This window comes from Flavobacterium hydatis, from assembly GCF_000737695.1.
Classification (GTDB): domain Bacteria; phylum Bacteroidota; class Bacteroidia; order Flavobacteriales; family Flavobacteriaceae; genus Flavobacterium; species Flavobacterium hydatis.
The window spans coordinates 73,417-94,684 of record NZ_JPRM01000018.1 but is presented as its reverse complement, the minus strand read 5'-3'; the positions used below and the strand labels follow the sequence as shown (position 1 = coordinate 94,684).

General features: G+C 33.5%; 21 protein-coding genes. 14 read left to right on the top strand and 7 right to left on the bottom strand.

Annotation, left to right across the window (positions count from 1 at the left end):
• The first annotated feature begins 25 nt into the window (after nucleotides 1–25).
• Both IW20_RS12820 and IW20_RS12815 read left to right on the top strand, forming a co-directional pair.
• Nucleotides 26–838, top strand: coding sequence for an SDR family oxidoreductase (locus IW20_RS12820; protein ID WP_035622851.1), 813 nt, complete (start codon nucleotides 26–28; stop codon nucleotides 836–838).
• Between the two features lie 441 nt (nucleotides 839–1,279).
• On the top strand, nucleotides 1,280–1,840 hold the full coding sequence (locus IW20_RS12815) for a DUF2911 domain-containing protein (protein WP_035622887.1): 561 nt from the start codon (nucleotides 1,280–1,282) through the stop codon (nucleotides 1,838–1,840).
• 107 nt (nucleotides 1,841–1,947) lie between these two features.
• Here IW20_RS12815 and IW20_RS12810 read toward each other — a convergent pair whose 3' ends face one another.
• Nucleotides 1,948–2,787 carry an AraC family transcriptional regulator gene (locus tag IW20_RS12810; RefSeq protein ID WP_035622848.1) on the bottom strand — a complete coding sequence of 280 codons (840 nt, stop codon included), beginning with the start codon at nucleotides 2,785–2,787 and terminating at the stop codon, nucleotides 1,948–1,950.
• A gap of 83 nt (nucleotides 2,788–2,870) precedes the next feature.
• On the opposite strand from IW20_RS12810, the gene IW20_RS12805 reads away from it, so the two are divergent.
• From IW20_RS12805 to nadB, 5 genes are all read left to right on the top strand, one after another.
• Nucleotides 2,871–4,037, top strand: a complete 1,167-nt coding sequence (locus tag IW20_RS12805) for an MFS transporter (protein WP_035622845.1) — start codon at nucleotides 2,871–2,873, stop codon at nucleotides 4,035–4,037.
• A complete protein-coding gene (locus tag IW20_RS12800) occupies nucleotides 4,034–4,789 on the top strand; it encodes a metallophosphoesterase family protein (RefSeq protein ID WP_035622843.1) in 756 nt (251 codons plus the stop codon). The genes IW20_RS12805 and IW20_RS12800 overlap by 4 nt, the downstream gene beginning before the upstream one ends.
• Nucleotides 4,790–5,168: 379 nt before the next feature.
• A complete protein-coding gene (locus tag IW20_RS12795) occupies nucleotides 5,169–5,795 on the top strand; it encodes an MCP four helix bundle domain-containing protein (RefSeq protein WP_035622841.1) in 627 nt (208 codons plus the stop codon).
• Nucleotides 5,796–6,231: 436 nt separating this feature from the next.
• Complete coding sequence (gene nadA / locus IW20_RS12790; RefSeq protein WP_035622839.1) at nucleotides 6,232–7,164, top strand: quinolinate synthase NadA; 933 nt, start codon at nucleotides 6,232–6,234, stop codon at nucleotides 7,162–7,164.
• A gap of 18 nt (nucleotides 7,165–7,182) precedes the next feature.
• On the top strand, nucleotides 7,183–8,706 hold the full coding sequence (gene nadB / locus IW20_RS12785) for an L-aspartate oxidase (RefSeq protein WP_035622836.1): 1,524 nt from the start codon (nucleotides 7,183–7,185) through the stop codon (nucleotides 8,704–8,706).
• Between the two features lie 240 nt (nucleotides 8,707–8,946).
• On the opposite strand, the gene IW20_RS12780 is transcribed toward nadB, so the two are convergent.
• The 5 genes from IW20_RS12780 to IW20_RS12760 all read right to left on the bottom strand — a co-directional run bounded on the left by IW20_RS12780 (nucleotide 8,947) and on the right by IW20_RS12760 (nucleotide 13,224).
• Entirely contained in the window at nucleotides 8,947–10,107 is a 1,161-nt protein-coding gene (locus IW20_RS12780) for an FAD-dependent oxidoreductase (protein ID WP_035622833.1), read from the bottom strand.
• A 30-nt stretch (nucleotides 10,108–10,137) separates the two neighbouring features.
• A complete protein-coding gene (locus IW20_RS12775) occupies nucleotides 10,138–10,860 on the bottom strand; it encodes a helix-turn-helix domain-containing protein (protein ID WP_035622884.1) in 723 nt (240 codons plus the stop codon).
• A 229-nt stretch (nucleotides 10,861–11,089) separates the two neighbouring features.
• Nucleotides 11,090–12,370 carry an MFS transporter gene (locus tag IW20_RS12770; RefSeq protein WP_035622830.1) on the bottom strand — a complete coding sequence of 427 codons (1,281 nt, stop codon included), beginning with the start codon at nucleotides 12,368–12,370 and terminating at the stop codon, nucleotides 11,090–11,092.
• A gap of 20 nt (nucleotides 12,371–12,390) precedes the next feature.
• Nucleotides 12,391–12,618: a hypothetical protein gene (locus IW20_RS12765; RefSeq protein ID WP_035622828.1), complete on the bottom strand. Its 228-nt coding sequence runs from the start codon at nucleotides 12,616–12,618 to the stop codon at nucleotides 12,391–12,393.
• A 9-nt stretch (nucleotides 12,619–12,627) separates the two neighbouring features.
• Nucleotides 12,628–13,224 carry a TetR/AcrR family transcriptional regulator gene (locus tag IW20_RS12760; RefSeq protein ID WP_035622825.1) on the bottom strand — a complete coding sequence of 199 codons (597 nt, stop codon included), beginning with the start codon at nucleotides 13,222–13,224 and terminating at the stop codon, nucleotides 12,628–12,630.
• Nucleotides 13,225–13,676: 452 nt separating this feature from the next.
• On the opposite strand from IW20_RS12760, the gene IW20_RS12755 reads away from it, so the two are divergent.
• From IW20_RS12755 to IW20_RS12725, 7 genes are all read left to right on the top strand, one after another.
• Nucleotides 13,677–14,408 (top strand): YggS family pyridoxal phosphate-dependent enzyme, encoded by a 732-nt coding sequence (locus IW20_RS12755; RefSeq protein ID WP_035622821.1) that lies wholly within the window; start codon nucleotides 13,677–13,679, stop codon nucleotides 14,406–14,408.
• Nucleotides 14,409–14,437: 29 nt separating this feature from the next.
• Nucleotides 14,438–15,151 (top strand): AAA family ATPase, encoded by a 714-nt coding sequence (locus IW20_RS12750; protein WP_035622818.1) that lies wholly within the window; start codon nucleotides 14,438–14,440, stop codon nucleotides 15,149–15,151.
• Between the two features lie 549 nt (nucleotides 15,152–15,700).
• The gene (locus tag IW20_RS12745) at nucleotides 15,701–16,000 is read left to right on the top strand and encodes an ArsR/SmtB family transcription factor (protein ID WP_035622815.1); all 300 of its coding nucleotides are present in this window, start codon (nucleotides 15,701–15,703) and stop codon (nucleotides 15,998–16,000) included.
• A 13-nt stretch (nucleotides 16,001–16,013) separates the two neighbouring features.
• Nucleotides 16,014–17,120 carry an NADH:flavin oxidoreductase gene (locus IW20_RS12740; RefSeq protein ID WP_035622881.1) on the top strand — a complete coding sequence of 369 codons (1,107 nt, stop codon included), beginning with the start codon at nucleotides 16,014–16,016 and terminating at the stop codon, nucleotides 17,118–17,120.
• Between the two features lie 566 nt (nucleotides 17,121–17,686).
• Entirely contained in the window at nucleotides 17,687–18,424 is a 738-nt protein-coding gene (locus tag IW20_RS12735; RefSeq protein WP_051885743.1) for a DsbA family oxidoreductase, read from the top strand.
• A 161-nt stretch (nucleotides 18,425–18,585) separates the two neighbouring features.
• Nucleotides 18,586–19,866, top strand: a complete 1,281-nt coding sequence (locus tag IW20_RS12730; RefSeq protein WP_035622813.1) for an acetyl-CoA C-acetyltransferase — start codon at nucleotides 18,586–18,588, stop codon at nucleotides 19,864–19,866.
• A gap of 5 nt (nucleotides 19,867–19,871) precedes the next feature.
• Entirely contained in the window at nucleotides 19,872–20,327 is a 456-nt protein-coding gene (locus tag IW20_RS12725; protein WP_035622810.1) for a DoxX family protein, read from the top strand.
• A gap of 1 nt (nucleotide 20,328) precedes the next feature.
• Here IW20_RS12725 and IW20_RS12720 read toward each other — a convergent pair whose 3' ends face one another.
• Nucleotides 20,329–21,243, bottom strand: a complete 915-nt coding sequence (locus IW20_RS12720; protein WP_035622807.1) for an EamA family transporter — start codon at nucleotides 21,241–21,243, stop codon at nucleotides 20,329–20,331.
• Nucleotides 21,244–21,268 lie beyond the last annotated feature (25 nt).

The window sequence follows — 21,268 nt, the reverse complement described above, 5'->3', positions numbered from 1 at the left end:
AACTAATTAACATAAAATAATAAATATGAATTCGATATTTAATCTAAAAGGAAAAATTGCTCTAATAACGGGCGGTGCTGGCGTATTGGGGAGCAATTTTGCTGCTGTTTTGGCCAAACAAGGTGTTATTACAGGTATTGTTTCTCAATCTATTGAAAAAGCCAATAAAATTGTAACTCTAATACAAAACAATGGCGGAGAAGCTTTTGCGATACAAGCAAACGTTTTAAAGAAAGAGGAACTTGAGAATGCCAAAGATTTTATCGTAGAAAAATACGGTCGTCTGGATATCCTGATTAATGCAGCTGGAGGAAATATGCCAGGAGCAACTATAAGTCCTGATCAGGCGATATATGATATGAATGTGGATGATTTGCAAAAGGTAGTAGACTTGAATATAATTGGTACTATGTTACCATCACAGGTGTTTTCGGAGCTTTTTGCTAAACAAAAACAAGGAATTATTATCAATATCTCGTCGGCATCGGCACAAAGACCCTTAACGAGAGTTGTTGGTTATTCGGCATCAAAAGCTGCGATTGATAATTTCACGCAATGGATGGCGGTAGAATTAGCGTCTAAATATGGTGAGGGCATTCGTGTAAACGCAATTTCTCCAGGCTTTTTTATTGGGGAACAAAACAGGGCTTTGTTACTAAATCCTGATGGGAAATTGACTCCGAGAGGCGAAAAAATCATAGAACATACCCCAATGGGAAGGTTTGGAACGCCAGAAGATATTAATGGTGCGCTTTTATTTTTATGCAGCGATATGTCTAAGTTTGTTACAGGAACTATCATTAAAGTTGATGGTGGGTTTTCGGCTTCGAGTATTTAATTTTTTGTAATGACATTTACCGCAAAGTGCACAAAGGTTTACGCAAAGTTCGCAAAGCTTTGTCTTTATTTCGCTTTGCTTTGAGATCGCAAAGGGATTGTGAAAAATTAAAGATCTCATTGAAAAAACGATAAAAGAAAATAGTTCTTGTGAAAATGAATGTCCTAGCCCCGATAGTAGTGGAAATCCTTTTGTGGCGGGGTTCGCCACAAAAGATTGAAACGGATAGCGGGAATAGCTCCTAAATAGTTTAGATTATCTAAAATGCTACTTCTAGGTATTAAGAATAAGGGCAACTATAAAGGACTGATAACTAATAATACACAAAAAAAGAAAGCGTTTTATATCATGTATAATTTATGTAAAAAAACAAAAATGATTTATATGATTTCTACTGGATATTCTCTTACTTTGTGTAAACTATTAAAAATCATTACAACCATGAAAAAATTTAATTTACTCGTAATCATCTTATTGGCTACTTTTTCGGTTAATGCCCAAGATGTTAAATTCGCCCCTCTGGATGCAAGTCCGCTAGACATTAGTTATTACCCAAATAAAGCGGTTAAGTCTAAAAAAACAGATACTCCAACAGCTGTTATTAAGGTTATTTATTCTAGACCTTCGGCAAAAGGGCGTGCTATTTTTGGAGAACTAATTCCGTTTGGTGAAGTTTGGCGTGTTGGTGCTAACGAAAACACCGAAATCAAATTCTACAAACCTGTAACAATAGGTGGTAAAAACATTCCGGCTGGAACATATAGTTTGTTTGCCATTCCTGAAAAAGATAAATGGACAATTATTATTAATAAAGAAATAGATCTTTGGGGAGCTTATGCGTATGATGAGACTAAAGATATTGCCAGAGTATCGGTTCCTGTTAAGGCAGTTTCGACTCCTATAGAAGCTTTATCAATTGCTTTTACTAATAAAGGTGCTGTAGCAAATTTGGTAATTGGTTGGGACAAAACAACTGTAGAAGTTCCGATTACTATTAAATAATTATTTGTCATTATAACAAAATATAAAAGAGATACTTAAAAATTGAGTATCTCTTTTTTTATTGAAACGGAGAGTAAATACTCAATACTGAAACTGAATACTAAAAACTAAAGTCGTCTAACTTCCTTTGGATTTAATCCTGTTTGTTTTTTTAAGAATTTATTAAAATGACTTACGTCCGAAAAGCCAAATTCATTGCTTATTTCTTTCATTAAAGCAGTGCTATGTTTAAGGCGATTTTCTATTAATTTGTATTTATAATCATCTATATATTTCTTTATAGAGCCACCTGTTTGTCGCTTAAACAAGCTGCTTAAATGATTTGGTGCCATATTAAAATAGCCCGACAAAACCATTAGATTTAAATTAGAAGGCACACGAATTTCCTTATGGATATAATTCATAATTCCGACCAATAAACCTTCATTCAGAACCATATTTGTTCCTAATGATTGAAAAGCATTTTTCTTAATTAAGGCAAACACACTTCGTATTAAATAAAGCAGCACCTCATTAGATCCGTTTTGGCTTCCTCCATCCCACTCGCTAACAATGAGTCGCATAAGATAGCTTATTTTATCTAATTCTAGAGGTGAATCAACTAGTTTACCGTCTGAACTATTGCTTATTCCAAGCAGCTGATCCAGTACTTTATTCCATTCGTTTTTGGCGGTATCAGATGAAGTTCCGTCGAGATAACGATTGTTAAATTTTAATACACTAAACTCTGTTTCTTTATCAATTATAAAAAGATGATAATCGGATGGGCATAACAAAAATACACAAGGTCCTTTGTACGTAACTTCTCCGCCATTTAATTGGTGTAAACCACTACCCGAATGAATAAAAACCAACTCAAAATGATTGTGATTGTGTACCGGAAATGGCCAGGTTTCGGTCGTAAAATGCCGAATAAATAAAGGTGTATGCTGGATAAAACGTTCCAAATGACTGTTGTTTTTTTACAAAAATAGAGTTTAAATGTACAATTTTTACTTTTAGGAGTACAATAGCTTTGCAAAAAAAGTTTATGAATAAAACCAGTTTTAAACCAGCGGTGATTCCGCTTATGGCAGTATCAGCCGGAGTAATCGTTGCTAATATATATTACAATCAACCCATATTACAAACAATTGCTTTATCGCTTAAAGTTACCGAAACCCAAATCGGGAAAATCTCGATGCTTTCTCAGTTAGGCTATGGACTCGGAATGTTCTTTTTGCTTCCGCTTGGCGATAAAGTAAATCGTAAGAATCTTATTCTTTTATTATGTAGCTTGCTGGTTCTTACTTTGTTTTTTATAACCCTGACATCACCATTAACAGCCTTATATATACTCAGTTTTTTTGTTGGTCTATTCTCTACTCCTGCTCAAATTATATTGCCAATGGCAGCAACTTTAGGTAAAGAAAATAGAGGTAAAAATGTGGGTGTCGTTTTCAGCGGAATATTGGTTGGGATATTAGGAGCGCGGGTTCTTAGTGGTTTTATAACCGAATTACTGGGCTGGCGTTATGTTTTTGGGATATCAGGATTAATGGTTCTTGTGGTTACGCTTATGCTAAAGTTGTATCTACCAGAAGTACCGTCTAAATTTAAAGGGAGTTATTTTCATCTCATAAAATCTACTTTGGCTCTCATACCTAAATATCCCGTTTTGCGCCAAACAGCACTTTTAGGTTCCTTTACATTTGGTGTGTTTTGTTCTTTCTGGACAACGCTTACTTTTCATCTTAGCAGTGCGCCTTTAAACTATCATTCGGGCATAATCGGACTCTTTGGGTTAATCGCCATTGGTGGTGCATTGGTCGCGCCGTATTTTGGCAAACTAGCCGATAAAGGCAATGTACGAAGCTCTTTATTAACGACTGTCTCGATGATTATAGGCAGCATTATCCTTATAAAAATCTTCCCGTATTCTATTCCGGTGTTAATTCTTAGTGTTTTTTTCTTAGATATTGGTGTACAAGCAACCCAAATTACCAATTTTACTCGTATATATAGTTTACACGAAGAAGCTCATAGCAGACTGAATACCATATACATGACTACTTATTTTATAGGTGCCGCAGTAGGAACTTACTTCGGACTTTTGAGTTGGAAGTTAGGAAAATGGGATATGGCTACCTCGCAAATGCTTTTATGGAGTATTATTGCATTAATAATAGTAATTTTTTCAAACAGACGCAGACCATGAAAAACATAGCAATAATTAGTGATATACATGGTAATTTACCAGCGCTAAAAGTCGTACTCGAAGATATAAAACAAAGGGGTATTGATACGATATATTGCTTAGGTGATTTAGTCGATTTTGCGCCTTGGCACAATGAAGTTATCGAACTAATTAAAATATTAGAAATTCCTTGCTTAATGGGAAATCATGACGAACGCATTGCATTTGATCATGAAGTAACTCCATTGCCAAAACACAATCCCGAAGAAAGAGCCGCGCGTGTTAACGGAATTAATTATACTAAACAAACTATAAAACCAGAGAACAAAGCATTCTTAAAAACTCTTCCTGAAAGGTTCTTACTTAATTTTACCATTTCTGGAAAAGAAACTAAAGTACTATTCGTTCACGGCAGTACGCGAAGCAATAATGAATACATTTATGAGAATCATGATCTTGAAGATGTTCAGTCGATGCTTGCTCAGGAAAAAGCCGACATCATCATTATGGGACATACTCATAAACCATACGTTAGGCATATAGAAGCAACCACAGAATCTCCTGCAGGAACATTAATAAATTCTGGTTCTGTAGGGCGATCTAGAGAAGAAAACCCATTGGCAGCATATCTTATATTACATATTTCTGACGAAAACATAACTCCCGAAATTATTAAGTTACAATACCCTATTAATGAAGTTATAAGCGCTATCGAGGAAAGCGAAATTCCTGATTTTTATGCAAAATTTCTGAAGAAAGACTTAATCGCTTAATCTATATTTAGCCAAGTTAAGTTTTTTGAACTATCACTTTTCTCGCAAAGACACCAAGTCGCAAAATTTAGATATAATTTCTTTGCGATTTTGCGTCTTTGCGAGAGATTTATTAGGTGATATATACATTAATATTCAGAAATATTATGATTATAAAATATCCTCTACGGTGGATTCTTTAAAAAACAAATTTCTATAAACATAAATATCACGCTAGGCTTGCTCTGTGTTTTTAAAATAAGTGAAACGTCTTTTTTAAGAGTAAATCTTCTATGTTTCTATGTGTTAAGAAATTACATCCATCGGATGATATATTTAGCCTAGAAATAGCAAGTTTGTTTCAAATAAATAATTATATTGCGATACAAATCAATTCAATATGATGGGGTTAAAAAATAGTAGCAAGAAAACAAAAGCCGCTTTTATACTGGCAATTGTAATGTTAATTATAATACTAAGTACTTTTAATACACTACGAAACGCCGAAACCACCAATGAGAATATCAATGCAATTTATAAAGATCGCTTAGTTGTTTCGACCTATATTTTTCATTATGCCAATGAATTAAACATTGTTAAAGCAAATGCTGTTAAAACTAATAATGAGGCTGATAAAAATGAGGCTGTTATTACCTCTATCCAAAATATCAAAGCAATAAATTTATTGTACCACAAAACGGTTTTAACTCCAAAAGAAAAGGATGACTTTAATAATTTTGTAGCAATTTGTTCTAAAATAAACAAACAAGCTCAAGACAAACAATGGCAAGAAGTCGAAAAATCGGCAGATGAAGCCTTGGTTACTTTAGAATCACTTTCTAAAATTCAGGTTGACGAAGCTAAATTACAACTAGAAAATGCCAATAAAACATACAACCAATATAATATGTTAGCACAACTAGAAATTGCATTATTAATCGTTCTTGGTATTGCAATTATCTATTTATTGCTCACAAAAAGACACAAACGAACAATTAAAATTCCTGAAGGTCCTAGCCTAAATTAGTTTAAAAATTATATCTTTTAATATATAAAGCCTATTAATGTAAATATTGCATTAACGGGCTTTCTTGTATTTTATCTATTTCTGTTTACTCGCTGCTAAATATTAAAATATAAAAAATGCATTTCATGACTTTAATCATGAAATAAGATTAACCTCAACAATATCTTTACAACGCTAAAACCCATAATTAAATAATTATAATCCAAAAAGTTATAAAACATTTGTAGTAAAATTATGGAATTAGGTTCCTCCTAGGCCGAATACAAAAATTGCAATGATATGCAATAGCCTTCATAAAAGACAGGGCAATTATATATAGAATACGTTTTCGGTTTGGGAGTTTTTTTAATTTAAAAATCTGTTTTCTAAAAAAAGTAACTACTATAATTTAGATATTCTGAACATGAAATGTAAGAGTATCGATAAAAATAAATTCATGGATAAATTATTCTTAATTTCTGAAATAAACCGATTAAAGCAAGAAAAAAACGCGATTATTCTCGCTCATTATTATCAAGAAAAAGACATACAGGATATTGCTGATTTTGTTGGCGACAGTCTAGAATTATCAAAAAAAGCAGCCACTACAAACGCAGATACAATTGTTTTTGCAGGAGTTTATTTTATGGCTGAAACCGCCAAAATTATCAACCCAAATAAAAAAGTGCTTTTGCCAGATCTTAATGCTGGTTGTTCTCTAGCTGATGGATGCGATCCTGTTAATTTTAAAAAACTAAAAGAACTTTTCCCGAAACATGTTGTTGTAACCTACATCAATTCTTCGGCAGAGATAAAAGCATTAAGCGATTGGGTATGTACCTCATCTAATGCTAAAAAAATAATAGAAGCGATTCCTCAAGATCAAGAAATCATTTTTGCCCCAGACAAAAACTTAGGAACCTACTTAAAAAAAGAAACTAACCGCGATTTACTCCTTTGGGATGGTTCCTGTATTGTACATGAAGCTTTTTCATTAGATAAACTTATCGAAATTTACAATACAAACCCAACTGCTAAGATTGTTGCACATCCAGAATCTGAAAGACATATTCTGGAAACAGCACATTATATTGGGTCAACATCTGGAATGCTCAATTTTATCAAAAACGATTCGGCTACAACATTTATCGTAGCAACCGAAGCAGGAATATTGCATCAATTAGCAAAAGATGCTCCAACCAAAACGATTATTCCAGCTCCTTCTCACGAAGACAATACTTGCGCTTGTAGCGAATGTGCCTTTATGAAAATAAATACATTAGAGAAGCTTTATTTATGTTTAAAGAATGAAAGTCCCGAAATTAACATTAATGAAGAATTACGACTAGAAGCCATAAAACCCATAAATAGAATGCTCAATTTGTCTTAAACACCTAAGCTTATCATCATGAAAAAAACGGATATACTTATAATTGGTTCTGGAGTAGCTGGTTTATTTTTTGCAATAAAAATGGCAAAAAAACGTCCCAAATTATCGATTACAATCATGACCAAAGAAAAGGCCAAAAACTCTAATACGCAATTAGCACAAGGAGGAATAGCAGTTGTTACCGATAGTATCGAAGATAGTTTTGAGCAACATATCCAAGATACTTTAAAATCTGGTGGAGGTTCATGTGATGAAGAGATTGTAAAAATGGTAGTACATCAGGCACCAAAAAGGTTAGATGAACTTATCGATATTGGTGTTTCTTTTGATAAAAATAAATCTGGAATCTGGAATTTAGGTTTAGAAGGCGGACATTCTCAGCATCGCATTTTGCATCATAAAGACATATCGGGTGCAGAAATCGAAAAAAAACTGATTAATACCATAAATCAGTTACCTAATATTACTGTATTAGAAAATCATTTGGTTATAGATGTAAATGCAAAAAAAAACAAAGGAAACCCTTATTGCACGGGTGCTTTTTATTGTGACAAAGTTAATGGCAGAATAAAATACATACGAGCTAAAACCGTCGTTTTAAGCACTGGAGGATGTGGACAGCTTTTTAAAAACACAACAAATCCAGAAATTGCAACTGGTGACGGAATCGCAATTGCATCTCGAGCAGGCGCCTTAATAAAGGATATGCAATATATCCAGTTTCATCCAACGGCTTTATATGAAGAAGACAAAAATCCGTTCTTTTTAATTTCAGAAGCTGTAAGAGGATTTGGAGCACATATCGTTAATGAAGATCAAAAGCGTTTTATCTTTAAAGATGATATTCGCGGAGAATTAGCCACAAGAGATATCGTTTCTCAAGCCATAAGCAAAGAGATTGAAATCTCTGGAAAACCTTATGTTTACTTAGATTGCAGGCATTTGCATCTAGAAGACTTTTATAAACATTTCCCGTCTATTACTGATTACTGTAAGACACTAGGATTACATCCTAAAACAGATTTAATTCCTATTGTTCCCGTAGCACATTACCAATGTGGAGGAATAAATGTTGATAAAAACTCTGAAACAAATATAAAAAACTTGTACGCCATAGGCGAATGTTCAAGAACGGGATTACATGGAAAAAACAGATTAGCTTCAAATTCATTATTAGAAGCTTTAGTTTTTGCGCATCAAGCCTCAGAACATATTGATAGTATTATTGATGAAATAGCTTTCACTCAAAAAAAGTCTATGCTAGGCTTTAATGAGCCTTTGGTTAAAACCAATTCTAAAAATTTTACAAAGCTAAAAAAAGAACTTCAGGCTATGATGACTCATTTTTACGCTACCAAGGATGCTGATTTTGATAAAATAATAGACAAGATTGAATCCATGAAAATGAAAACTGTAGCATTATTATTCAAAAAACAAAAAATAACAACCCAACTAGTGGAATTCACAAATATGCTTACCGTTGCGAAAATTGTTATTGAGGATAATAAACATGAAGTTTTGAAGAATAGTGCGAGCTATTAAAGTAGCTACAATAACACCTTAATTTTTTTTAACACATAGAAACATAGATTTTAGATTATCAAAATAAGACGTTTCACTTATTTTAAAAACATATAGTTCTAGCTATGTGAAAGAAATGTATTTCTTTTTGCTCTCTTTTTTACACATAAAATCTATGTTTCTATGTGTTAAATTAATAACTCAAAAAAGAAGCCTCTTGTAAAAATCACAAGAGGCTTCACTATTTAAACTATTCACTAATTAATGCTCCACTTCATCAACACCATTAAACATATTAATCAGTTTAGTGATAGGATCGTTAGAATGCATCATTTCAGTAGAATCCAGAGTGATTTTTGTAATCTCCGAAGCTCTTTTGCACATTTGCTTTTCATAAGTCGCAATCGCAGTTTGTACATCAGGGAAGTTATCATCAGAAAGCGCTTCTGCTAATTCAAAAGCATCTTGCATTGCCATATTCACCCCTTCTCCTGCGTAAGGCGGCATACGATGAGCCGCATCACCAAGCATAGTTAGATTTGGTAAAGCATCCCATTGCTGATCTAGCGGAAAATGATATTGTGGGCGTGGAATAATCGACATATCATCACTATTAAACAATTCCTGCCAAATAGGGTCCCAAGAGCCGAATTCGCTTTTAAACCATTCAAAAACTTGTTCTTTGTTGGAGAAATCAATATTACTATCACGAACCCAAAATTCATCAGCTTTACAACCTGTATAAAAAGAAAGTGTTCCATCTCCTTTCATACTCAAAATCAATGTTTTTTCATCCCCAAAAGCAAATACTTTTCCGCCATTTACAAGCTCATATAACTTAGGAGCATTCTTTTCAGCATTATAAACATTTCCTTCTACAATTGTAACACCTGAGTATATTGGTTTTATGGAGTTAATACGAGGTCTTATTTTGGAATTGGCTCCATCAGCAGCGATTACAATATCAGCTTCTGCTTTTGATTCGTTTTTGAATGTTAACTCCCAACCTTCATTTTTTGGAGATATGGAAAGAAACTGACTGTCCCAAACTACAGTTTCTGGTTGTAAAGAATCTAGAAGTATATTTCGTAATGGTCCACGATCTATTTCTGGACGGTTCTCTTCGTAATCATCCGCAGAATGTGTGTCCATGGCAATATTTAGGTTTTTATCCAGAATACGTAATTTGCCTGCTTCAGGACGATGATTGGCATAAAAAGCGTCTATTAATCCTGCTCTGCGAAGCGCTTCTAATCCTGATTCTTCATGAAGATCCAAAGTAGCGCCCTGAACTCTTACTTCCGAATTAAAATCTCTCTCATATACTTTTACTTCTGCTCCCTTGAGTTGCAAAAGTCTTGCAAGTGTTAAACCTCCAGGCCCTCCTCCTACAATTGCTATTTTTTTATTTTTAATCAACATAACTCAATCATTTAATTTTATAAGACAAAATTATTTCTTCTTGAGGGTTGATAATTGTATAAATCGGTCGTTTATATTCTTGTTCAGTTCCTTAGGAGTTACACCAGAGAATTTCTTGATGTTTTTTATAAAGTGAGCCTGATCAGTAAAATTTTGTTCAGGAAAAAGTTTTCCTTCTTTTATTTGTTCAAATGTCGATCTAAACCGAAGAATGGTACAATAGGCTTTTAATGAAATTCCAAACCTTTGGCTAAAGTATCGATTAATTTGTCGGCTATTCCAATGAATTGTTTCGGCAATTTCGGCAATCGTAATTTCACCATTTGAATTATATATTAAATCAAATAGTTTTCTCTTACGTTCGTCGATTTCATGACTGAGAATGCTTAGAAACTTCGAAGAAAGTAAATCACAAAATCCTTCAAAATTCTCGAAATTCTCAATTGAAATTCCAAAATAATCCGAAGGCAAATTATAAGCAGTATCTATTAAAACGGGAAATTTATCTTCAAAAAGATATTCGATTGCAAGTAATTTAAAACTAACCGCAAACATAGAAGTCTTTGGCGCAAGCACAGCCCAAGAAGGCTCAGAATCGACTCCTAAAAGCGTAATCTCATTTCTATCTTCAAAAGAGAATATAAGATCTATCCTCCCATCTGGCAAAATAACAATTTGTTTTTCGTGATCAGAAACATTCGAAAGCATCCAAAAACTTTCAACATAGTTAGACAACGGAAAACTGGGTTTCATTTCCCGAAAGTCTATCTCTTGTATTTCTTGATTAGTTTTATTCAATTTTATTCACCATTAAGGGATTAAGATTTAACCGCAAAGCGCGCAAGGGTTTACGCAAAGGACGCAAAGTTTCACCATTAAGTTTTAAGCTTAATTTTTCTTAATCTCTTAATGGTAAAACTTTTTAACCAAAGCAGCTAAACTTTGCGCTCTTTGCGGTTAAATTTTAATGGTTAAATCTAACTTAAACACTTTGTGCTTCAATTTCAACCTTCACTCCAGCATCTACAGCTTTACCTTTTGATTTCACCAATTGATTAACTCTCCAAATAAAGAATATCGAACAAAGTGTTACCGCCGAAATAACATATCCAAGAATGTCGTAATTCTCTAGCGGTGATGTTTTGGTTTCCTGGTGCACGATAAATCCAGCGCAAACTGCTGCAATACCTCCTGCAATTTGTTGCATCGATGAAGTGATTGACATATATGCTCCACGATCTTTCATATCCGGAATTCCAGTATTAAGTGTTGTCGATGGAATCATACGACTCATGATACCCATAAACAAAATCATGTTTATGACAACAAGTTCCCAAAGCAGAATTGGTCCAAGATTAGTATAAATTAATATCATAATAATCGATAAGATTGACCCTGCTGTAAACAACCAAAACTTGCTAACTCTATCACTTAATTTTCCAACAAGTGGCATTATAAAAAGTACCGAAAGACCTGTAAAGAAAAAGACCATTGGTAACTCTAATTGGCTAATATGGATGTTGTTTACTAAGAAAGAACTTCCAAAAGGCTGCAACATAAAACCACCTATAGATAAGAATGCAATTGCCGCAAAACCAACCTGATAATTCTTATTACTTAAAGTATGCCATAAATGTAAAAAAGGGTTTTTATCCGACTGTAATTTGAGGTGTTCTGCAACTGGTTTCATCTTGATTACAATTGTAACAAGTATAAGAACTCCTAGTCCTGCAATCATCAAGAAAGCTGAATGCCAACCCCAGTGATTTGCAAAATAAAGACCTACCGGAATCCCTAAAATTTGGCTAGATGCAAATGCCATTTGGATAAATCCCATCACACGACCACGCTGATGAATCACGAATAAATCGGTTACAATTGCCAAAGAAACCGATCCAATAACACCGCCAAAAAGCCCCGTTACAATTCTTGCAGAAAGTAACAATGCATAATTAGTTGCCAAGGCACAACAAACAGTACCAATAATAAATCCTGTGTAAAAGAAAACAAGGAGTTTTTTTCGGTCAAACTTGTCGGCGAAACCTGCTGCAAGCAATCCCGATATACCTGCACTAAATGCATAAGCCGAAACTGTAAATCCAAAGTTTGCAGTAGTCATATCTAGATTTTTCATTAGGATATCCCCAAGTGGAGAAAGAACCATAAAATCGAGTATAACTGTAAATTGTAAAAGTGCCAATAAGGCGATAATATATTTTTGATAAGAAGAAAATGGAGGAATTTCTAATTTTGTTTTTTCCATTATAGTAATTGTATTTTTGATTAATTTAATTCTTGGCATTCATGTCCAAGATCATTAATAATGTTAATAATTGTTTCAACTTTAAGTGTTTCCGAAACAATGCGCAGCACATAATCAACATCATCGGTATCAACACTCCATTGCAGAATATCTACGTGATTGTTTAGTGTTTTTGTCACCTCACAATCGGTACGTAGTTGTTCTATGTTAGTTTTAAAAATATAGATTTTATCTAAATCTGTTTCCATAGTATTATTTTATGGTTTTAACGCTTTTATAGCAGCCCCAAAGGCTTCTTTCATCATGTCCTGAGTAAGCTTAAATGGCTTTCCTCCCATGCTTTTTCCTTCATTATGAAAATTCAACAAAGTATATAAAGGCCCGTAAGCGATACTCCAAAAAACTTCAAATTGCATTGGCACTAGTTCCTTATTATGCAATGAATTTTCAATAAATTGTTTCATGATTATCCTAAAATCAGAGAATTTGGTTGTAGAGTTTAATATATCCTCAGCATGTGGGGATTGTTTAATTACTTCAAAGAATGCAACCTTCTTTGGATACTTAAATGTAAATGCAGCTCGATTTTGCCATTGTATCCATAAACCTTCCTCAAATGGCATATCTGGCGAAAAATTCTCTATGGTGGATGTAAAGAATTCTATCGCAATTTCTGCCCCAATTTTTTTAATCAAATCATCCTTGTCTTTGTAATAAATATAGAGAGTAGCCACAGATATATTACAAGCCTTCGCTAGCTTATTCATACTAAAGCCCTGAAAGCCATCCAGAACAATTAACTCTATCGCATTAGTTACAACTAACTTCTCTTTATCTATATCTCTTACTCTCATAATAGGAATTTTTTTAGCAAATATAAAACATTAAATGAATGAACGCTCTTTTATTAATTATTTTTTCATTTATGTTTAAAAATTAAACGCAAAGGGCGCAATGATTTACGCAAAGAGCACAAAGTTTAGAAGCTATGCTAAAAAGTTTTCACCATTAAGACATTAAGTTCCATTAAGGGTAAAACTTAACTTTTATTAATCTCTTAATGGTGAAAAAAATCTTTCTTTCTAATCTTTTTAATCTGTGGCAAAAAAACAAGGACTAAACTTAATTTTTCTTTATTTCTTAATGGTAAAAAATTATTTAACTCATGGTTAAATAAAACTTCAAATCTAAATTTCTTAGCACCTCAGAATCTTTGTCACTTAGAGCCTTAAAAAAAAATCTGGACCATAAGCAAAACTCAAAACTGGATTATTCCCATGATTCACATATACTTACCTTTGCACTTATGAAAGAGATGATAATTTCCAATTTAAAACAGGTTCATGAGCGCATCGAGAATGCCTGTAGACTATCTGGTAGAAATATATCGGATGTTCAGTTATTATTAGCAACCAAAACCGTTCCTGCCGACAAAATACGTATAGCTATTGAGGCTGGCGAGACTCTTATGGGCGAGAACAAAATGCAAGAACTACGAGATAAAGACTCAGGTTTAAAAGGACTAAATGTTGAGCGTCATTTTATTGGTCATTTACAAACCAACAAAATAAAAGATGTTCTGAAATATGTTACTTGCATTCAGTCTTTGGACAGAATAAGTTTAGCTGAAGAACTAAACAAACAATTGCTAAATCAAGGAAGAAATTTAGATGTTTTTATACAAGTAAATACCTCATACGAAGAAAGTAAATTTGGGCTTCCGCCAAATGAGGTTCTTTCGTTTATCAGAGAAATAAAGAAATATGACACCTTAAATATTAAGGGTTTGATGACTATCGGATTACTTGATGTAGAAAAAGAGAAAATGCAACCTTCACTTAGTTTACTCAGACAAATCAGAGATGAAATTTATGCTGAAGGAATTGAAGGCATAACCGAATTAAAACTTTCTATGGGAATGTCTCAAGATTTAGAATTGGCTATAGCCGAAGGTTCTAATATGGTACGAGTTGGAACATCTATCTTCGGAAATCGTTTTTTAGGAAAAGAAATTTGGAATGAGAATATTGCAGAATAAGACTTATTTTTGCATCAAATAAAAATGAGATGAATCTATACGAACTTACCGTAAACGATACCGAAAAAATAGCTTTGAATGATTTGCTTTTCAGCGAAGAAAATAAAACTGCTTTGACACAAACCATTAAAGAGCATCAATATCTTGACGAATTAAAAAAATACAATCTTAAAGTAGACAATAAGATTTTCTTATACGGACACTCAGGTTGTGGTAAAACAACCACTGCCAAAGCTATTGCAACAGCTCTGAACAAAAATATTGTTATCATAAATCTGAGCACATTAATTAATGCTCGAATTGGAGAAACTTCTAAGAACATAAAGGCAATATTTGATAAAGCCATTCGTGAAAAAGCTGTTTTATTCCTAGATGAATTTGACCAAATAGGAAAAAGTCGAGAAAGCGATGATAAAGATGTAGGCGAAATGCGTCGTTTGGTAAACACAATTATCCAGCTAATAGATTATTTTCCAGATGATAGTTTACTAATTTGTGCTACAAACCATTATAATATAATCGATACGGCTTTATTAAGAAGGTTTCAGATACGACTGAAATTTGAAATGCCAAATGAAAACGAATTGGATATTTACTACGATAAACTATTGGCTACTTTCCCATCGCATCTGCAGGAAATTGAACGTAAGTATAAAATATCTTATGCCGAAACCAAAGATTACATCAATACTACAATGAAAAAACAAATCATTGAAGAATTAGAACTTCAGAAATTATTTTAAACATATAAGCGATAGTAAGTTAATATAAATTCATACTAATTTGTTTATTAACTCGCATTATTAATATCCTGCAAGGTCTTTTCCAGACCTTGTAGGTATAAAATATCGCTACAGAATAAAGGCAATTATTCCTTTCGTCTCTTATTCTATCCTATTTTAATCATTGCCCACGGTTTCAACCGTGGGGTACAGATTGCCAAAATACATTGCGCTCCAACGGTTGAAACCGTTGGCAATGCTTATAAAATATCATTTGGGCTTTGTAATCCGTATTTTGGGTTTTATTTGAATTCTCTATTCAATATTGTTTGAATTTCTTCACAGAAAAAAACAAGATTATCTCCTGTTCAATTAAAAAAATATAAATTTTCTTAAGAAAATTCATTAGCACGTTGGTGTTTTAAAGCTTCTATAAAACTCCCAAAAAGCCCATAATTCCTTATTATAGCACTGAATAATAAACAGTTCCTACTCCTCTTCCTGTCTTAAAAATTTGCTAAAAATAATTCCTAACATTGGAATATCGGAAAAAGTCGATATCTTTGCGCTATGGAACATATCGAAATTTTTAAAGCATTATCTAATAAGTCCAGACTGCAAATGTTGGAATGGCTAAAAGAACCCGAGTTAAACTTTCCTGGTCAAGAACCTTATGGTTTTGAGCATGGTGTATGCGTGGGACAAATACAAGCCAAAGCAGGACTTACGCAATCGACTGTTTCAGAATATTTAGCCATTTTGCAACGTGCCGGATTTATAGAATCTACACGTGTTGGACAATGGACTTATTATAAACGTAACGAAAAAACATTTATAGCATTAAGTAAAATAATTGAATTTAATTTATAAAAAAACATTGAATATGAGTACAGCTAGTTTATTTGCGCCTTTTAAATTAAAGACGCTAGACCTTAAAAATAGAATCGTAATGGCGCCTATGACGCGTTCATTTTCTCCTAACGGAATACCTACAGATGATGTAGCAAAATATTACCAAAAAAGAGCTGAAGGCGAAGTAGGTTTAATTTTATCTGAAGGAACTGTTATAAACAGACCTTCATCATCTAATGATGCTAATGTACCTCACTTTCATGGTGAGGAAGCACTTACAGGATGGAAAAAAGTAATTGATGGTGTTCATACCGTTGGCGGGAAAATGGGGCCACAAATTTGGCATATGGGTATCATGGATAATCACCACTCAGGTTGGGTTCCGCCAGTACCTTTTGAAGGGCCATCAGGATTAAACCGTCCGGGTTTTAGTAATGGTAATACCATGACTACAAAAGATATCGAAGATACAATTCTTGCTTATGGTCAGGCTGCCGCAGATGCTAAAAGATTAGGTTTTGACTGTGTCGAAATTCACGGTGCTCATGATTACCTTATCGACCAGTTTTTCTGGGATGCTACAAACCAAAGAACTGACGTTTACGGTGGAAAAACTCTTGCCGAACGTACTCGTTTTGCAGTAGAAGTAATTAAAGAAGTTAGAAAACAAGTTGGTGAAGATTTTGCAATTATCATCAGACTTTCACAATTTAAACCAGCAGATTACACTTATAAGTTAGCTAAAAACGCACTAGAGATGGAAGCTTGGCTTGCTCCTTTAGTAGATGCTGGTGTAGATATTTTACACTGTTCACAACGTCGTTTTTGGGAACCAGAATTCGAAGGTAGCGACTTAAACTTTGCTGGATGGGCCAAAAAAATTACAGGTATGCCAACAATTACTGTAGGTTCTGTAGGTCTTTCTAGTGATTTCTTTGGTGCATTTGCAGGCGAAAGCTCTCAACCAACATCTTTAGATGAATTAACAAGACGTATGGACAGAGGAGATTTTGACCTTGTAGCCGTTGGAAGACCATTACTTTCTGACCCTAATTGGGTTGCTAAAATTAAAACAGGAAAAACCGACGAACTAAAAGGCTTTAGCAAAGAAGCATTAGGTCAATTGGTTATTGAATAATTATAGAAACCTGTACACGTTTCTTAAGAAAGCTGATTACTTTCACCCATTTAAGTAATCAGCTTTTATCTTTTTTGAGATACTGAGAGACTAAGGTTCTAAGGAACTAAGAAGTTGAGTATAGAAATCTTATTTAACCATAGATTAAATGATTTTTCACCATTAAGAAATAAAGAAAAATTAAGCTTAATCCTTGATGTCTTAGCGGCTAATTTTTTTTGCCACGGATTAAAAGATTAAATGGATTTCTTGTATTGTCTATAAAGGAACACGGATGGCACGGATTTGCTAAAGCAAAGACGCTGATAAAAACGGATTTTAAAAACTTTGAGACCTTAATGGTTAGATTTTTTTATTACTGCTTTTAACTTTGTGACCTTTGCGTAAACCTTTGTGACCTTTGCGGTTAAATTTAAACATTAAAAATTAGACTTTATCCTTAATGAAACTTAATACCTTAATGGTAAAACTTTTTTAACCTACAGATTATAAAACTTTGCGAACTTTACGTAAATCATTGCGCTCTTTGCGGTTAAACCTAACACAAAATATTAAAATAAAATACCATGGAAATAATAGGAACACCTAAAATGAAAGTAGAAGTTTGGAGCGACATTATGTGTCCGTTTTGCTACATTGGAAAACGAAATTATGAAACAGCTCTTGACAAATTTGCAGATAATAAAGACATCGAGATTGTTTGGAAAAGTTTTCAGCTTGATCCAAACATTCCAGAACAATTTGATAAAAAAGAAAATGTTTACGAATATCTTGCTAACAGAAAAGGGATTAGTTACGAAGATTCAGTAAGAATGCACCAAGGAGTTGTTCAAACTGCAAAAAATGCAGGATTAGAATATAACTTTGATAATGCAGTTGTAGCAAACTCTTTCAACGCACACCGAATGATTCAATTAGCAAAAACAAAAGGATTAGGTGATCAAGCCGAAGAACGTTTGTTTTATGCTTATTTTACCGAAGGAAAAAACTTTGGAGATCCAAAAGTTCTAGAAGAATTAGGAAAAGATATTGATTTAACTCCCGAAGATGTAAAACAATCTTTAACTGATAATCAATATGCAGATAAAGTAAAAGGTGATATTCAGGAAGCTCAAGAAATTGGGATAAATGGAGTTCCGTTTTTCGTCTTTAATCGTAAATATGCTATTAATGGCGCACAAGCTCCTGAAACATTCTTGCAAACATTAGAAAAATCATTTGCTGAATGGAGAAAAGATAATCCTGCTACAAAATTGGATATCATCGATGGTCAGTCTTGCACTCCTGACGGGAATTGTATCTAAAAAATTTAGCTAAAATCATATAAATAAGTCTTCAGTTTTTAAATTAAAGCTGGAGACTTATTATTTTATAGATAAGTCAATGCATTTAAATCTAATTCATTAAATTTAAAACCCTAAAGTAAACTTCTGCTTTAAGATTTTCATCTAATAAAATTCTGAATATGAATAATCACGATAAAATAAGAAAAGTAGCTATTGTAGGGTACAACAGAATTCCTTTTGCAAGAGCAAATACCGCTTACGCAAAAGTAGGAAATCAAGATATGATGATTGCAGCCCTTAACGGACTTATAGAAAAGCATAAACTAAAAGGAAAACTACTTGGTGAAGTTGCTGGCGGCGCGGTTATCAAACATACCTATGACAGTAATCTTATAAGAGAATGTGTGATGAAAACGACTCTTGACCCTGCTACTCCTGCTTGCGATTTGCAACAAGCATGTGATACTGGGATAGAAAGTGCCATTTATATCGCCAATAAAATAGCGCTCGGACAAATTGAATCTGGAATTGCTGGCGGTGTTGACTCTATTAGCGATATACCAATGGCAGTAAGCGAGAATTTGAGAAAAATATTGCTTAATGCTCGACAAGAAAAATCATTAGGAGGTAAAATAAAGCAGTTTTTTAAACTTCGTCCAAAAGATTTTACACCTTTAGTTCCTAGAAACGAAGAATCCCAAACAGGACTTTCTATGGGCGGACATACCGAAATTACAGCCAAATATTATAAAATATCTAGAGAAGATCAAGATAATCTAGCTCTCAAAAGTCATTTAAACATGGCAAAAGCTTACGATGAAGGTTTCTTTGATGATATGATAACTCCTTTTCAAGGACTCGAAAAAGACAATAATTTAAGAAGAGATAGTACAATCGAAAAACTAGCTAAGCTCCCTCCTGCTTTTGATAAAGTAAATGGAACTCTTACGGCTGGTAACTCTACTCCTCTTACCGATGGTGCATCTTGCATACTTTTGGCAAGTGAAGAATGGGCAAAAGAACAAGGACTACCTATTCTTGCCTATATCACTTTTGCTGAAGTTGCTGCTATTGAATATGTAAAAAATCAACAGAATCTTTTATTAGCTCCGTTATTTGCTGCAAGCAGAATGCTCGATAAAGCTGGAATTACACTACAAGATTTTGATTATTATGAAATTCACGAAGCTTTTGCAGCCCAAGTTTTGGCAACATTAAAAATTTGGGAAAGTCCTGAACTAAGCAAAGAGTTAGGATTAAAAAAACCTCTTGGTACAATCGACAGAAATAAGCTTAACGTAAAAGGAAGCAGTCTGGCGGCTGCACATCCTTTTGCAGCTACTGGCGGAAGGATAATTGGTGTAATGGCAAAACTACTTAACGAGAAAGGTTCTGGAAGAGGTTTTATATCTATTTGCGCAGCCGGTGGACAAGGAATTACAATGATTATAGAAAAATAAAACAAATGAAAAACACACAACAATTTGCACAAATATTCTTAAGATTGGCTTTAGGAATTGGTTTTATATTACCCGTAATGGATCGTTTAGGAATGCTTGGAGCTCCGGGAGAACCAAACGTAGGTTGGGGAAACTGGACTAATTTTGTTGATTATACCAATTCGTTAATGCCTTATCTCAACCATGACATCGCCAACGTTATGGGAATAATTGCAACGCTGGCAGAAGTACTATTTGGTGTATTATTAATTATTGGTTTTAAGACCCGATTATCCGCCTATGGCAGCTTTGCCTTAACCTTATCTTTTGCTTTAAGCATGCTTATTTTTGCAGGATACAGAGCGCCTTTTAATTATTCAGTATTTACTGCAAGTGCTGCGTCCTTACTATTGGCGACAATTCCATATTATAATTGGAGTATTGACAAATTATTATCTAAAATGAAATTAATCGTTTTGTAAATCAGCTACACTTTGTCATTGGAATCTCTTTTTGTTTGTTTTTAAAAAGATGATGCGAATTAAAAACAAGTACCGAAATAAAAATGATTCCGTATGATAAAATTTGCAATGGTCCGCTTTCTTCATGATATACAAAAGTTGCCAACCCAAAAGCAATCATAGGATTAATATTCAGCAACATTCCTACTGTAGATGAGTTAAGACCAGTAAGTGCAAATAAATTTAGTAATAATGGAAAAATTGTAAAGCCCAAAGCTATTATTTCGATACATAAGTAAAACTTAAATTCAGTCGGAACTGGTCCGCTGTATGCAGGGAAAAACGGCAATAAAAACAAAGCTGATAAAGTGATATGAAAAGTAAGCACGATAAATTTATCAAACCCCACATTCACACGCTGACTAACCAAATAACTTGCATAAGTTAAACCTATTACGATACTAAAAACCATATCCATAATATTAGCATACGATAAAAGCAAACAACCTGTAACGCTTAACCCTACCGATATCCATTGGGTTTTAGAAAGTTTTTCATGTAAAATAAAATAAGCCAATAATGTTGTCAATATCGGGCAAACCAAATACGCAAGCGATGTTGCCTTCACGCTCACATGATTCATTACATAAATAAAAGTAAACCAATTAGCTGTTAAAAAGATACTTCCGCCAATGTTTAACAAAATGGTTTTACGTTTTTTCTCAAGTGATAATGCTTTAAAAGTTTCAATTGCATCTTTTACTCTTTTGCGTTTAAAAACAAAAGTTATTAGTAACAATAATATACTACAGCTAAAAACACGATAGAACAAAATGTCTAGAGAAGCATAAGAATGTATTGGTTTTAATACCAGACTAAAAAAGCCCCAAATTGTATATGCTGTAATAGCTGCCAAGTAATATTTTGTGCTTTTCATCGGAGTTTTTGTTTACATTTTGTAA